The sequence below is a fragment of the Streptomyces sp. NPDC001985 genome (assembly GCF_040296845.1).
Taxonomy (GTDB): Bacteria; Actinomycetota; Actinomycetes; order Streptomycetales; family Streptomycetaceae; genus Streptomyces.
The window spans coordinates 13,009-28,682 of record NZ_JBEOYB010000047.1 but is presented as its reverse complement, the minus strand read 5'-3'; the positions used below and the strand labels follow the sequence as shown (position 1 = coordinate 28,682).

At 69.3% G+C, this 15,674-nt stretch carries 8 protein-coding genes; 4 read left to right on the top strand and 4 right to left on the bottom strand.

Features of this window, described 5'->3' with window-relative positions:
* Window positions 1-68: 68 nt before the first annotated feature.
* Complete coding sequence (locus ABT122_RS21465; RefSeq protein WP_351554453.1) at window positions 69-3,206, bottom strand: FG-GAP repeat domain-containing protein; 3,138 nt, start codon at window positions 3,204-3,206, stop codon at window positions 69-71.
* 281 nt (window positions 3,207-3,487) lie between these two features.
* On the opposite strand from ABT122_RS21465, the gene ABT122_RS21460 reads away from it, so the two are divergent.
* From ABT122_RS21460 to ABT122_RS21450, 3 genes are all read left to right on the top strand, one after another.
* Window positions 3,488-10,495 (top strand): polymorphic toxin-type HINT domain-containing protein, encoded by a 7,008-nt coding sequence (locus ABT122_RS21460; protein ID WP_351554450.1) that lies wholly within the window; start codon window positions 3,488-3,490, stop codon window positions 10,493-10,495.
* An 18-nt stretch (window positions 10,496-10,513) separates the two neighbouring features.
* Entirely contained in the window at window positions 10,514-11,074 is a 561-nt protein-coding gene (locus ABT122_RS21455) for an Imm1 family immunity protein (RefSeq protein ID WP_351554447.1), read from the top strand.
* 399 nt (window positions 11,075-11,473) lie between these two features.
* Entirely contained in the window at window positions 11,474-12,358 is an 885-nt protein-coding gene (locus tag ABT122_RS21450) for a Bax inhibitor-1/YccA family protein (RefSeq protein ID WP_351554444.1), read from the top strand.
* A gap of 105 nt (window positions 12,359-12,463) precedes the next feature.
* On the opposite strand, the gene ABT122_RS21445 is transcribed toward ABT122_RS21450, so the two are convergent.
* Window positions 12,464-12,694, bottom strand: coding sequence for a DUF4287 domain-containing protein (locus tag ABT122_RS21445; RefSeq protein WP_351554441.1), 231 nt, complete (start codon window positions 12,692-12,694; stop codon window positions 12,464-12,466).
* A gap of 98 nt (window positions 12,695-12,792) precedes the next feature.
* Here ABT122_RS21445 and ABT122_RS21440 point away from each other — a divergent pair, with 98 nt between their 5' ends.
* Window positions 12,793-13,119, top strand: a complete 327-nt coding sequence (locus ABT122_RS21440) for a hypothetical protein (protein ID WP_351554438.1) — start codon at window positions 12,793-12,795, stop codon at window positions 13,117-13,119.
* A gap of 25 nt (window positions 13,120-13,144) precedes the next feature.
* Here the strand turns inward: ABT122_RS21440 and ABT122_RS21435 are convergent, their stop codons facing one another.
* A complete protein-coding gene (locus ABT122_RS21435) occupies window positions 13,145-14,083 on the bottom strand; it encodes a hypothetical protein (RefSeq protein WP_351554435.1) in 939 nt (312 codons plus the stop codon).
* A 228-nt stretch (window positions 14,084-14,311) separates the two neighbouring features.
* Window positions 14,312-15,532 (bottom strand): acetyl-CoA C-acetyltransferase, encoded by a 1,221-nt coding sequence (locus ABT122_RS21430; RefSeq protein WP_351554432.1) that lies wholly within the window; start codon window positions 15,530-15,532, stop codon window positions 14,312-14,314.
* Window positions 15,533-15,674: the final 142 nt, after the last annotated feature.

Here is a 15,674-nt window from a genome sequence, read left to right as displayed (position 1 = left end):
GGGCCGTTGTTTCCCGGGTGCGGGCCCGGAGGAGCGCCGCTCGGCGGCGGACCCTCACGGGCGGGCGGTCAGGAGATCAGCTTGATCGCCTGCCAGCCGCCCCAGCCGACGACGGTCGGGGTGCCGACCGTGCCCGCCTTGTTGCCGGGGAAGAACTCCAGTCCCGCCGTGGCGTTCGCCGTGGTGGTCCAGAGGTCCGGGAACGCGTCCTCGTTGGAGGAACCGCTCGCGGTGATCAGCGGCCGGGCGGCCGGGGTCCAGCCGGTGGCGTACACCGTCCGGTTGGCGGACTCGCCCAGGGACGAGGGCTCGGTGCCGTCGTCGGCCTTGCCGTTGCCGTTGAGGTCGTTGCCCTTGCCGGCGTAGAGCCAGACCGTGCCGTTGGTGGTGTCGCGGGCGATCAGATCGGTGAGGCCGTCACCGTTCATGTCACCGGGGGAGGCGAGGGTCATCCTGCCCCAGCCGCTGTCACCGATCGGGTAGCCGTACTCGACGGCACCGCCGGGAGCGCCGGGCAGGAACCAGAGCTGGTCGCCGATCACGGCCACCAGGTCCGACTCCGTGTTCTCGCCGTCCGGTGTGATGTCGCCGACCGAGACGATCTGCTTGATCGCGTCCAGGTCGTGCTCCTCACCGGTCTCCCAGTTCGGCAGGCGCTCCACCGAGTACCTCGTGGCGTCCTCGAAGTCGCTCACCCCGTTGTTCGGGTAGACCATGAGGTCCTTCCGGCCGGCCGTGGTGGCGGATTTGCCGGTGAGGACGAGCAGATCCTCGGACTCGGTCCCGTCCAGGGTGCCGCGGTGCGCCACCAGCGCCCCGTTCCAGATCTCGCTCCTGGAGACCACGACGGAGGCGGCCACCGAGCCGTTGCCGGTGCCTCCGTACAGCCGCAGATGGTTGCTGCCGTCGATCGCGAACATGTCCGGCTTGCCGTCGCCGTGGACATCGCCCGGCGTGCCCGCGATGCCGGGGCTCTTCACCACGAACACATACTCGTACGGCTTGCTGACATTGCCGCCCGCGTCATAGGCGACGACATAGAGCGTGTGCGTTCCCGGGGTCAGCGGCTTCACGGTGGCCACCGCCGGCTTGCCCTTGCCCGCGGGGTCGGCCCTGTTGTTCGGCGGGGTCCGGTCCAGGCCCCACATGTAGTAGGAGACGTCCGGGATGGTCGGGGCCGTGAACGTGAAGGTGCCCGGGGTCCCGGCCTCCTTGCCCTCCCCCTCGGACTCGGGGCTCCGCTCCGGGTAGTCGGCGGAGGTGACCTTCGGACGATCGGTCTCGCCGGGGCCGTGCGGGTCATAGCCGAAGCGGCAGCCCGGCGCGCCCTGGGTCGGGGTCCAGTCCGAGGCGAATGCCGAGTCGGCCGGGTCCTCGGCCTGCACCTTCCAGGAGAACTGGCCCCCGCTCGCCGCCAGATGCTTGACCAGCAGCTCCTTGGGGACGTCGACGTACACGGGTGAACCCTTCGGGTCCTTCGCCGAGACGGTCCTGGTGACCCTCTCGTCGAAGAACACCTTGGGCCCAGTGTCGTGCTTACCGGTCGCCCACAGATGGAACTGCGCCGTGACCGAGCCGCCGTCCGGGTCCCAGACCCGGGCCGCCAGCCGCACCGTGGTGTTGCCGAGGGTCTTATAGGTGCTGCCGTTGCCGCACTCGGTCCCGACCTTGGTGGTGGGGATGGTGTCCAGTCCCCAGGCCGCCTTCGGCGGACGGTTGAAGTCGACGATCAGCTTGGCGTCCGGCTTGAACTTCTTCCAGCTGTACGCGTCCTTGGCATCCTCCGCGCTCTGCGGGGCCCGCAGACCGAAGGTGAGGTTGCCGAGCTTGGAGGCAGCCGCCTTCTTCGCCGCGTGGTCGGCGGACAGGTCGATCGCCTTGTCCGGGCAGCCGACGCTCTCGTTGCCGTGCGCGTAGCTGCGGGTGTCCTGGCGGGTGTCCCAGGTGGGCTGCACCTTCCAGGTCGTCTTGGAGCTGATCGGGTCGGTCAGCCAGAGCTCGACCGGCTTGGCGGTGCAGGACCAGGAGTGGGTCTGGGTGATCTGGAACTGCGCGTCGACCACCTTCACACCGGCGAGGAACTTCGAGTCCACCTGGAAGAACGACCGGGCGGTCCCTCCCGAGCTGCTCTCGTAGCCGACGCGGGCCTCGCTGGTGGTGCCGCCGCTCCAGCCGGTTCCGTTCCAGTAGCTGTCGGTCGGATGGGGCTTGTACGCGATGGTCCAGGCCTGGCGGGTGCCGGTCATCCGGGGGTCGATGTAGACCGGGTAGGTGGTCTCCGGGGAGTCCAGCAGGGCCTGGTCCGGGGTCAGCCGCAGCTGCTCGTCCGTCACCTGGACACCCACCACGGCGCTGTTGGTGCCGGGGGAGAGGTCGGACGGCGGCGTCTGCGCCGGTGCGGCGGCCTTGCGGCTCTTCATCAGAGGGGCGGGCGGCTGGACCTCCGTGCCGGACGAGTCCCACATCCGGGCCGTGGAGGTCGAGAACACCGTCTGGCCGGCCGGGTTGAGCGCGCTGACGACACCGGACTCGGCGTCCTTCTTCATCGTCAGACCGTCGGCGCGCAGGCCGAAGTCGATCGTCGCCAGTTCGGGGTTGGCCGCGGCCTCGGCGTTCTTGACGATCAGCGCCTGGCTGAAGCCGTCGACGCTCGCGGCGACCGACAGATCGACCCCGGGCAGGACTTCCCGGTAGGTGGCGGTGGCGCCGTCGAGCACCGGCGCGGGCAGCGGGCGCGGCCAGCTCAGCGAGAGCTTGCGGCCCTGGTCGGCGAGGACGACCAGGGGGGCGTCACCGCCCGCCGAGAAGGTGACATTGCCTGCGGCGGCCTTGGGGGCGATCCGGCCGGCCGCTTCGGTGAGGTCGGTGTCGACCGGCAGCCAGGAGCCCTCGCGCTTCACCCGCACCGGGGAGGTGTGCTGGGTGTGGCGGATATTGCCGTTCGGGAGGGCGTAGGTCTCGCTGGTCTCGGAGCGCTCGGCCGTCACCTCGACCGGCTTGCCGGTCCGCTTGGCCTCGTCCATCGCCTGCGCTTCCGAACCGGCGGGCGCGGTGGACGCCCCGGCTTCCCGCGCCCTCTCCCCGGCCGCCGCCGGGGTGGTGAGGCCGACGGGGGCGATCCCCAGCGCGCCGGTGACGAGCACCGCGGCGAGTGCCGCGCGCGCGGTGCGACCCGCGCCCCGTCTCTTCATGCGTATGTCTGACATGGGTGGAAAACCCTTGAACCCTTCTGCTTCGAGAGCAACATCGGCGGAACAGTACACGGCCCCAAGCTGCAAATTTCTCTCTATGTCCCATCTAGGCCGTATGTATTGCTGTCTGCCCAGCTTGCTCGTGGGATTTGTTAACTCTAAGGTCAATTCGATCATGTGTTCATCTGCAGAGAATGGAAGGGTTCGTGCAACAACTCTTGCGCCAGTTGCGCTATTTGGGCCACTGGCATAGATCTGTCTCATTTGTCGTCTTCATGGCGCTTATGATTAACTTCGTGCCGGACGACCCGGCCGCCGCCACCGGTACCGGTCCGGACCTCGAAGACCTCAAGCGGGAACCCTCGGTCTCCGGCGAGGACTTCGAGCGGAAGCGGCCCGAGGTCAGGAACGACGCCGCCAAGGACTGGCGTCCGGTCGCCGGTCGGATACCCGCCGGCGACTATCTGGTCCCGGTCACCGGCCCCCAGGGCAGAACCCCCGGGAAAGCCGCCCGCTCGGCTCTGAAGACCCCCTCCGGGACGACGCTCGGTCAGTCCGAGCGCTCCCTGGAGGAGTTGCCGGTCCGCCTCCACCAGGCGAAGGCCACCGCGAAGCCGGCCGCCCAGGCCCCCGCGGGGCCCACGGCGCGGAAGTCCCCGAAGGCCCCCGCGGCCCCCGGCACCACCGCGCGCATCCAGGTCAAGGACGCGGAGACGGCCCGCAAGGCCGGCGTCGAGGGCGTACTCCTCACCGCCGCCCCGGCCGCGTCCCGTACGGCCGACGCCGCGTCGGGCACCGTGGACATCGAGCTGGACTACGCGTCCATCAAGGACTCCTACGGCGGCGACTGGGGCTCCCGGCTCCGTCTGGTCGAGCTGCCCGCCTGCGCGCTGACCACCCCGCAGAAGTCGGAGTGCCGCACCCCGACCGAGCTGAAGGGCGCCAACGACCCCGAGGACCACACGGTCAGCGCGACCGTGGACCTCGGCTCCGCCCCGAAGGCCCGCGGCTCCGCCGCACCCCGGGTGCTCGCCGCCACCGCCTCGGCCTCCGGCCCCGGCGGCAGCCACACGGCGACCTCCCTCCAGCCCTCCGGTTCCTGGATGGCCGGCAGCTCGTCCGGCGGCTTCTCCTGGACGTATCCGATCGAGGCGCAGGAGGTTCCGGGCGGTCCGCAGCCCGAGGTCGCGCTCTCGTACTCCTCGCAGGCCGTCGACGGGCGCACCGCGTCCACCAACGGCCAGTCGTCGTGGATCGCCGAGGGCTGGGACTACGAGCCCGGCTTCATCGAGCGCCGCTACCGCTCCTGCTCCGACGACAAGGGCGAGGACGACGGCAAGAAGCCCAACAACAAGGGCGACAGCGGCGACCTCTGCTACGGCTCCGACCATGTGTCGATGTCGCTCGGCGGCAACAACACCGAGCTGGTCAAGGACGCCGACGGCTCCTGGCGCCCCGCCGATGACGACGGCACCCGCGTCCAGCGCAAGACCGGCGCCGACAACGGCGACAAGACCGGCGAGTACTGGGTGGTCACCGGCACCGACGGTGTGCAGTACCACTTCGGCCTGAACAAGCTCCCGGGCGCGCCCGCCGACAAGCGGACCAACTCGGTCCAGACCGTCCCGGTGGTCAGCAACCACCCCGGCGAGCCCTGCTACGCCGCGGCGTTCACGGACTCGGAGTGCACCCAGGCGTACCGCTGGAACCTGGACTATGTCGTCGACCCGCTGGGCGACGCCATGACCCTGTGGTGGAACAAGGAGACCAACCACTACGGCCTGAACATGAAGGCCGACCAGCAGGTGAAGTACGACCGCGGCTCCTACCTGGCCCGGATCGACTACGGCCAGCGCTCGAACACCCTGTTCACCGGGCTGCCGGCGGGCCGGGTCAACTTCACCGTCGCCGAGCGCTGTGTTCCGAGCACGGGCTTCGACTGCGCCGAGTCCAAGCGGACCAAGGCCAACGCCAAGCACTGGCCGGACACCCCCCTGGACCAGGAGTGCCTGGCGGGGGCGAAGTGCACGGACAAGTTCTCGCCGACGTTCTGGTCCACCAAGCGCCTGGCGAAGATCACCACCCAGGTGCTGGTCGGGACCGCGCTGAAGAACGTCGACTCGTGGACGCTGGAGAGCTCCTTCCCGGCGACCGGTGACGGCACGTCCCCGGCGCTGTGGCTGGACTCCATCACCCGCACCGGCCACGGCGCCGGCGGTACGGCGTCGATGCCGAAGGTCACCTTCGCCGGTGTGCAGCTCGACAACCGGGTCGACGGCGTCGAGGGTCTGCCGCCGTTCTCCCGCTACCGGATCAACGCGATCGACACGGAGACCGGCGGCCGGATCGGGGTGACGTACTCGCCGCGCGAGTGCTCGGCCCTGGCGCCGAGGAAGATGCCCGCGTCGCCCGAGTCGAACACGATGCGCTGCTTCCCGCAGTACTGGATGCCCAAGGGCGCCCTGAAGCCGGTCCAGGACTGGTTCCACAAGTACCTCGTCACCGAGGTCCAGGAGATCGACCTGGTCAGCGATGCCCAGGCCAAGGTCACGAGCTATGAGTTCCTCGGCTCCCCGGCGTGGGCGTTCGACGACTCGGAGTTCGCGGAGAAGAAGTACCGCACCTGGTCGCAGTACCGGGGCTACGAGCGGGTCCGCACCCGCCTCGGCTCCGGCACCGATGTCAAGCAGCTCTCCGAGCACCGCTACTTCCGCGGCATGCACGGCGACAAGCTGCCCACCGGCACCCGTACCTCGGTCATCGAGGACTCCCGCGGCGGTTCGTACGACGACCTCCCGCACTACCAGGGACAGCTGCGCGAGCAGATCGACTACGAGTCCGACGGCGGCGCCGTCGACTCCTCGACGCTCACCACCCCCAAGGCGGTGAAGACCGCGACCCGCGCCCGCCCCGGCACCACGCCGCTGGAGGCGTGGATGACCCGTCCGGAGACGGTGTCGACGCGCGAGCGGGTCAAGGGCGATCTCTGGCGCACTTCGACGGAGACGACGAAGTACGACACGTACGGTCTGCCGACCGAGGTGGACGAGACCACCACCGGCGGCAAGCGGATGTGCTCCACCAGCACCTATCTGCGCAACACCGGCGCGCATCTGGTGGAGTCGGTGTCCCGTGAGAAGACCGTCCTCGGTGCCTGCGGCACCACCGGCGGCAAGGTCATCGAGGACACCCGGACGCACTTCGACGGCCAGGCGTTCGGCGTCGCGCCGACGAAGGGCCTGCCGACGAAGGTAGAGGAGCTGAACGCCGCCGGCGACGGCTACCTCACCATCGACCGCACCGAGTACGACATCCACGGCCGCGAGACGGCCACGTACGACGCCAAGGACAAGAAGACCAAGGTCGACTACGTCCCGGCCACGGTCGCCCGTCCCACCAAGCAGGTCTCCACGGACCCGATGGGCCTGACGGAGACCACCGAGTTCGACGACGCCCGCGGTATGCCGCTGGCGGAGATCGACGCCAACGGCAAGCGCGCCACGATGGAGTACGACCCGCTGGGCCGGCTCCTGAAGGTGTGGGAGATCGACCGCGACCCGGCGACGCAGACGCCGAACGCGACGTACGACTACACCATCAGCCGCGACAAGCCGACGATCGTCACCAGCCGGACTCTGAAGGACAACGGCGAGTACGCCGTCTCCTACGAGCTGCTCGACGGACTGCTGCGCGAGCGGCAGACCCAGGACGAGGCCGTCGGCCCCGGCCGGATCGTCAACGACACCTTCTACGACACCGCCGGACGGGCGTGGAAGACCAACGACGGCTACTACAACGAGCTGGACCCCAAGACCGAGCTGCTCCAGGTCGGTGACAACGAGGTCCCCTCGCAGAACCGCACCGAGTTCGACGGCATGGGCCAGCCCCGTGCCGAGGTCACCTACTACCGGGGCACCGAGAAGCTCCGGACGACCACCGAGCACGACGGCGATGTCTCGACCACGATCCCGCCCGGCGGCGACACGGTCACGGCGACCTACGAGAACGCCGAGGGCCAGGTCGAGAAGCTCCGCGAGTACACGAACGAGGCCCGCACCCAGTGGCGCGACACCCTCTACGAGTACGACGACCTCGACAACCTGGTGAAGGTCACCGCCCCCGGCGGCGCGGCCACCACCTTCGAGTACGACGGCCGCGGCCGTCAGACGGCGGTCACCGACCCCGACGCGGGCCGGACCAGCTACACGTACGACGACACGGACGAGGTCGTCTCGACCACGGACGCGCGGGGCAACACCCTCTTCACCGAGTACGACGAGAACGGGCGCCCCAGGTTCCTCCGCGAGGACGGCCCCACCGGGCCGAAGCGCATCGAGTGGACGTACGACTCGCTCATCAAGGGCCTGCCGACGGCGACCATCCGCCACGAGAACGGCCTTGAGTACCGCGACGAGGTGACGGCCTACGACAACGCCTACCGGGTGAAGTCGACCAAGACCGTCATCCCGGCCGAGGAGAAGGGGCTGGGCGGTGAGTACGCGTACCAGTACACGTACACGCCGACCGGCAACCTCGCCACGGCGCAGGTTCCCGGTCTCGGTGGTCTGACCACCGAGCGCGTGATCTTCCGCTACACGCCCGACGGTCTGCCCATGACCATCGCCGGTGCCACGACGTACCTCAACAACGTCTCGTACTCGGCGTTCGGCGAGATCCTGCGCACCGAGGCGGGGCCGGCGACGAAGCGGGTCTACGGCACCTACATCTACGACGAGTTCACCCGTCGCATGATGCGGACCACGTACGACCGGTCCGTCGCTCCCGGCCAGATCAGCGACACCCGCTACACCTACGACCAAGCGGGCAACGTCACCCAGATCTCGGACACGCCCGGCGCCGCGGTGGCGGCCGGCGGTCAGACGGACACCCAGTGCTTCGTCCACAACAAGCTGCGTCAGATGACGTCGGCCTGGACGACCACGAAGGAGACCTGCGACCCGGCGGGCCCGTCGAAGGAGACCGTCGGCGGTCCGGACGCCTACTGGCAGAGCTACGAGTTCGACGAGGCGGGCAACCGCAGCAAGCTGACCGAGCACGACATCACGGGCGACACCACGCAGAACGTCACCCGCGACTACGCCTACGGCAAGCCGGGAGTGGGCGGGCCCAACGCCCTCGCCACGATCAAGTCGGCCGGGCCGGGGGGTGAGCGGCTCAACGAGTTCACCTACGACGAGACCGGCAACACCAAGACCCGTCAGCACGGCGGGACCACGCAGACGCTCGACTGGGATGTCGAAGGGCAACTGCGGTCGATCTCGGAGCCCGTCGAGGGCGGCGGCACCAAGACGACGAAGTACCTGTACGACGCGGGTGGGGAACGTCTGATCCGCACAGCCCACGACGGCAGCAAGACGCTGTATCTGGGCGAGGCGGAGCTGACAGTCAGCGCGGATCTCGTTACGCAGAAGGCGGAGCGTTTCTACGCGTCGCCCGACGGCTCCACCACGATCCGTTCCACCGGTGGCGGGCGTCAGCTTCTGCTGGCGGACCACCACGGCACGTCCAACACGGTGGTCGACATGGTCGGCGCCGACATGGGTGTCACCCGGCGCAAGACCATGCCGTTCGGCGAGGAGCGCGGCGCCGCGCCGTCCACCTGGCCGGGGGCACGCGGCTTCGTCGGCGGAACGGTCGACAAGGACACCGGCCTGACCAGGCTTGGAGCCCGGGAGTACGACCCGGCGACCGGAAGGTTCCTCTCCGTCGACCCCATGGTCGACTACGACGAGCCGGCCACGATGAACCCGTACGCCTACAGCAACAACGCTCCGGCGACGTTCTCCGACCCCTCGGGACTCTTCTTCCCGATCGTGATCGGTATCGCGGCCCGGATCGCCATCCGCGCCGCGCTCAAGGCGGCGGCCCGCCGGGCCGCCCAGATCGCGGCCCGCAAGGCCGCTCAGGCGAAGGCCCGCCGTGCCGCGGCCCTCGCCCGCAAGAAGGCCCTGGAGGCGAAGAAGCGCGCGGCGGCGAAGGCCAAGCGCGAGGCGGCCCGCAAGCGGGCAGCGGCCAAGCGCGCAGCGGCCAAGCGCGCGGCTCAGCGCGCCGCGCAGAAGAAGGCGGCGCAGAAGAGGGCCGCGGCACAAGCACGCGCCAAGGCTCAGCGCGCCGCTGCCCGCAAGGCGGCGGCCAAGCGTGCGGCAGCCCGCAAGGCCGCCGCACGGCCCAAGCCGAAGCCGAAGCCGAGGGCACAGCCCAAGCCCAAGCCGAAGCCCTCACAGGCGAAGCGGCCCGCGCAGAAGGTGGCCAAGCAGGCGAAGAGCGAGGCCAGGGACGCTGTCAGAGAGGAAGCTCAGAGCGTCACCTGCGAGGACAACAGCTTTGTCCCCGGAACCCTCGTTCTGATGTCGGACGGCTCCAGGAAGCCGATCGAGAAGGTCAAGATCGGCGACAAGGTCATCGCCACGGACCCGAAGACGGGTGAGACCAAGGCCAAGACGGTCTCGGCGACGATCGTCGGCGGCGGGTTCAAGGAGCTCGTCAAGATCACGGTCCGTGACGAGTCCAGCGGATCGTCCACGACGGCACTGGCCGTTTCGGACGGCGGCAGTGGCACGGGCCCCGGCTCGGCGATCGCCGGCCCGTCCGACGCGGGCGACAACTCCGGCTCCCGGGGCTCGGTCACCGCGACGGAAGAACACCCGTTCTGGATCGAGGCCCTCGGCAAGTGGGTCAACGCGGGTGACCTCGAACCGGGCCAGCTCCTCAAAACCAGTGCCGGTACATGGGTGCAGGTCGCGACCGTTGAATCGTGGACCGCTCAGCAGCGGGTCTACAACCTCACGGTTGATGACGTCCACACCTACTACGTGCTGGCGGGCGCAGCTCCGGCTCTCGTTCACAACTGCGATGTCGGCACTATTGCCGACAGCCTTCCGACTCGCTCGAAGGGTGATCCCACAGTCGGACAGGTTGTCAAGATCGACGAATCCGGTGGTGCGACCAGAGTCGGAGACCCGTTCAAGAGCGGTGAATCCTCCTTCTCGCGCGACATCAACGATTTCCTCATGGCCTCGCCGCACATTGAGAATCCGCCGAGTGGTGACCATCCCTCGGCCACTCATGTGGAGACCAAGCTCGCCTGGCGCATGAGGAAGGCCGGTGTGACGTCAATGAACGTAGTGATCAACCATTCGGGTGGACCATGCGCGGGCAACTTCTCGTGCTCATCCGCGGTTCCGGCGATCCTTCCCAAGGGGTCGAAGCTGACCGTCTGGTTCAGGAACTCGGCAGGTATTATGCAGGGTGTCCCGCTTTCCGGCCGGGCGCGTGCTGAGTAATCAGGGAAGTGAGGGGTCGTGTTTCTGAGCGTGTTCGTCAGGGGTGAGTGGCGCTACGGCGAGGGGCCGGATGATGCATCACGGCTCATCGCCGAGGTCATGGAAGGTCTGCGAGGGGAAGAGGATGACACCGCGGGTTCCTACTTCCCCGGCGAGGACGCATGGTTCTGTCTCGCAGACCAGCGGAAGACCGAATCCGAGTCGATCGCGGGATGCAACCTGCGCGTGGCGGTGAATCGGCACCATGGCCATGGGGCCCTGGTGTGGTTTGTCGACGAGCGTTATCCGAAAGAGGGGGGGATTTATGACTCCGTTTGGATTTCTGACAATCCCGACCCGATCGGGTTCGACCCGCGGATTGTGTCGGACCCGGGGTACCCCCTTTTTCACGACCCGTCCAGTGCCTTGCCTGTTTCGAAAATTCAGGCAGCGGTGGAGGAATTCTGTCGTATGAATTCCGGAGACCGGCCCGGCTGTGTTGACTGGGTCACTGGTCACGTGAACGGTCAGCGACTCGACCGTCCATCCATCGTCGAATTCGTCGAGGACCCGGAAATCGACTGGGACAGTCTTCGCTAGTACCCTTCCCGCCACGGTCCCGGGCATTGCCGCGCGAGCGGTGAAGCTCTGGTGATCCGACGGCACGAGCATGCGTTTCAGTGGCACGTGGAAGCCCCTGCCGGACGAGGTCCGGCAGGGGCTTCTGCCGTTGTGGCGGCCGGATGGGCGGACGGCCGGGCGACGCGGACGCCGGCCGGGGGGGCGATGGACCTCGCGCGGGGCGATCGTCACCCGGATGCCCGGGGCGCGACCCGCCCCGTCCGCCTCGGGCACCCGCCCGTGCCCGGCCCCGCGCTCGTCCGAACCCGTGATCCGAGGTCACAATCCGGAAAGATCCTCCCCTGGCACTAGGGTGCTTCCTTTGCACGCCGATTACTCTTGACGCAAGGCCGCGCAGTGCGGCCATGGAGGAGTGAGATGAGGAGCAGCAACCCGGTCTTCTCGCGACGGGGGTTCAGCCGCGACAACGGCCCCGCGGGCTTCAACGCGCAGCCGCAGGCCGGGGGCCCCGTCGCAGGAAACCCCTACGACACGAGCACCACCGGCAACCCGTACGCGACCAACCCGTACGCGCCCGCCGACACCCAGCTCGGCGCGGGCCCGCAGGCGCCCGCGCGCGGTGTGATGACGATCGACGATGTGGTGACGCGCACCGCGATCACCCTCGGCACCGTCGTCCTGACCGCCGCGCTCTCCTGGTTCATGCTGCCGGTGGACACCGACAACGTCGGCAAGTCCTACGGCATCGCGATCGGCGCCGCGCTGATCGCCATGGTCTTCGGACTGATCCAGGCGTTCAAGAGCAAGCCCGTCCCGGCCCTGATCCTGGCGTACGCCGCCTTCGAGGGTGTCTTCCTCGGCGTGCTCTCCAGCGCGGTCACCACCCACATCAGCGCGGGAGCGGTCCCGCAGGCGGTGCTGGGCACCATGGCGGTCTTCGCCGGTGTGCTCATCGCCTACAAGACGCGTCTGATCCGCGTCAACCGCCGCTTCTTCGGCTTCGTGATGGCGGCCGCCATCGGCTTCGTGCTGCTGATGGCCGTCAACCTGCTGTTCGCCGTCATCGGCGGCGGCGACGGCCTGGGCTTCCGCAGCGGTGGCCTCGGCATCCTCTTCGGAGTGATCGGCGTCATCCTCGGTGCCTGCTTCCTCGCCCTGGACTTCAAGCAGGTCGAGGACGGTCTCACCTACGGCGCGCCCCGCGAGGAGTCCTGGCTGGCGGCCTTCGGCCTCACCATGACCCTGGTGTGGATCTACCTGGAGATGCTGCGACTGGTGTCGATCATCACGGGTAACGACTAGCGCGTCACCCCGGCGGCCGGCGTCCGACGGACCGGCGGCCGACAGGAAGGGCCCGCAGGCACTCCGCCTGCGGGCCCTTCCGCGTCCTCCGGATCGTCCCGGGCACTACAGCAGCTTGCGCGCGGCCCGCCTCAGGTCGTACTCGTGGATGATCGCCTTGGCGTGTCCGTGCGACAGATTGTGCTCGCTCCGGAGCCAGCTGACCTTCTCCTCGAAGCGGAAGAGGGACGGGCCGTCCTCGACGGCGCGGAGCCAGTCGGAGATCTCACGACCGGTGCATTGGGGGATTCGGGAGAGCAGATTACGGTGGGTCTCTTCGGAGAAGACTGGGGACATCGGCGCCTCCGGACGCGTTGCGCGTGTGCTCTTCCCGCCACCGTGCCTGAGCGTTCGCGTATTGGCAACAGCCCCCGGGGTGCGCATAGGGTCGCGGTGTGCTCGATACGACCGAACTGACCGCCGCAGTGGAACGCTTCGCCGACCGGCTGCGGGCCGCCCCGCAGAGCCGTCTCCAGCGGGGTGCGGCGGCCGAGGCGCTCGGGCTGGCCAGGGAATTGGCACTCCGTGCCCAGCTCGTCGAGATGCCCGGCCGGACCCCGGAGACCATGCCGGACGCGGGGGTGTTCGCGGTCGCGGACCAGCTGATGGTGGCGGGAAACGATCTGGCCGAGGCGCTGAGAACGGCCCCGTCCCGCACCGGGGCGGATGTGGACGAGGCCGTGGGGCTGGTACGCGGGGCCGCCGGGCGCGCGGGGATGTGACGGGCCCGCGCCCGGCCGCCGCCGGTCAGAACGAGGCGATGACGCGGTCCGCGAGGATGTAGACGGTCTCCTCGCCGCAGACGAAGGTCAGGGCGTACGCGCCGGAGATGCTGGAGCCGCCCAGCAGCACCGGGACGTCACCGGAGCGCAGCGCCCCGGCGAGCCGCTCGGCGGTCTCCCGGTGGCCCGGGGTCATGCACAGGGTCGTGCCGTCGGCGAAGACGTAGACGTCGAGCGTGCCCAGCGGTCCGGGCCGCACATCGGCCAGCTCGGTGCGGGCCGCGGACAGTTCCTCCAGGCGGCGGACCGTGCGCTCGTGGTCGGTGACCACCGGGGTCTGCACGGGGACGAAGTCCGGGTGCGAGGGGTGCCGGCGGCGGGCCGCGGCCAGCTCGGGGGAGTCCTCGGCGTACTCCGCGTACTCCGCGTACTCCGCGTACTCCGCGACCTCGGAGAAGTCGGCGAAGTCTGCCAGCTCGGCCAGGCCCGCCAGGTCGTCGAGCACCTCCATGGCGTCCCCGTCCGTCTCGGGCCGGTACGACTCCAGCCCCGCGAAGTCGCTCTGGCGGGGCACATAGAACGGAAGCTCCTCGCCGGGCGCGTCCATCCCCGCGCCGCCGAGCAGGGGCAGCGGGGGCTCGCCGCCGAGCCGGACCGGGGTGTCCGTGCCCTCACGGCTCTCCTGCGCGGCCCAGAACGCCCGTGCCTCGGCGAGTTCCCGCTCCCGCTCCTCGGCGAGGGCCTCGGCGACAGCGGCGCGTATCTCGGCGGCGGGGGTCTGCCGGGCCTGGGGCACGGAGGCGGCCGGGGCGGTCCGGGCGGCGAGGTGGGGGCCGGTCCCGGTGGCGGCGGACAGTTCGGTGCGCAGGGCCGTGACCTGCTTGCGGAGCCCGTGGGCGGCGTGCAGGGCGGCGGCGCCCACGGCCGTGGCAGCGGCGGTGGTCACCAGCAGGGCAAGAGACATGGCGCTCACTGACGTACTCCCGGATTTTTTCGACAACCCCGACTTCCTACATCAGCTTGCGGGGAGCGCGCGCCCCCTGTCAGTGCATTACGTCACGAAAGGGACAGGTCTTTTGGCCCGGTGTTTACCAGGGGATGGGTTTGACCTGGGGAAATGAAGCTCCCCCGGGAGTCAGATCACATCCTGGGGGAGTTTCGGTCACGACTTGGGCTCCGGCCCGTGATCGGCTCAGCTGAGCCGCTCGATGACCATGGCCATGCCCTGGCCGCCGCCCACGCACATCGTCTCCAGGCCGAACTGCTTGTCGTGGAACTGGAGGCTGTTGATCAGGGTGGTGGTGATCCGGGCGCCGGTCATGCCGTAGGGGTGGCCGACGGCGATCGCCCCGCCGTTGACGTTCAGCTTGTCGATGTCGATGCCGAGGTCCCGGTAGGAGGGGATGACCTGGGCGGCGAAGGCCTCGTTGATCTCGACCAGGTCGATGTCGCCGATGGTCAGCCCGGCACGGGTCAGCGCCTGCCGGGAGGCCTCGACCGGGCCGTACCCCATGATCTCGGGGGAGAGGCCGGAGACCCCGGTGGAGACGATCCGGGCCAGCGGGGTGAGGCCCAGCTCGGCCGCCTTGGTGTCGCTCATGATCACCAGGGCCGCGGCGCCGTCGTTGAGCGGGCAGCAGTTGCCGGCGGTCACCAGGCCGTCCGGGCGGAAGACGGGCTTCAGGCCCTGGACGCCCTCCAGGGTGACGCCCGCGCGGGGGCCGTCGTCCTGGGTGACGACGGTGCCGTCGGGGGTGGTGACGGGGGTGATCTCCCGCTCCCAGAAGCCCTTCCCGATGGCCTCCTCGGCGAGGTTCTGGGAGCGTACGCCGAACTCGTCCATCTCCTGGCGGGTGACGCCCTTGAGCCGGGCGAGGTTCTCGGCGGTCTGGCCCATGGCGATGTACGCGTCGGGGAGCAGGCCGTCCTCGCGCGGGTCGCGCCAGGAGCCGGCCCCGCCCTCGGCGGTCCGCGCGGTCCGGGCCTGCGCCTCGGCGAAGAGCGGGTTCTGGGTGTCGGGCAGCCCGTCGGACGAGCCCTTGCCGAACCGGGAGACCATCTCGACGCCGGCGGAGATGAAGACATCGCCCTCGCCGGCCCGGATGGCGTGCAGGGCCATCCGGGAGGTCTGGAGGGAGGAGGAGCAGTAGCGGGTGACCGTACAGCCGGGGAGATGGTCCATGCCGAGCTGTACGGCGACGATCCGGCCCAGGTTGTGCCCCTGCTCGCCGCCGGGGAGGCCGCAGCCGAGCATCAGGTCGTCGATGTCCTCCGGGTCGAGCCCGGGGACCTTGTCGAGCGCGGCCTGGATGATCGCCGCGGTCAGATCGTCGGCACGGAACTCCTTGAGGGAGCCCTTGAAGGCACGCCCGATGGGGGAGCGGGCGGCGGAAACGATGACGGCTTCGGGCATCGGGGGGCTCCTGGGGAGGGGAAGGGGGTTGCGTGGGAAGTTACCTGTAGGTAGTGGTGGGGTCACGGGGGGCGGGGTGTGATGAGGGCCTCAATCCTAAGCGGTTGCTCACTTGTGTGCCCGTCCCCGCCGGGATTCCCGG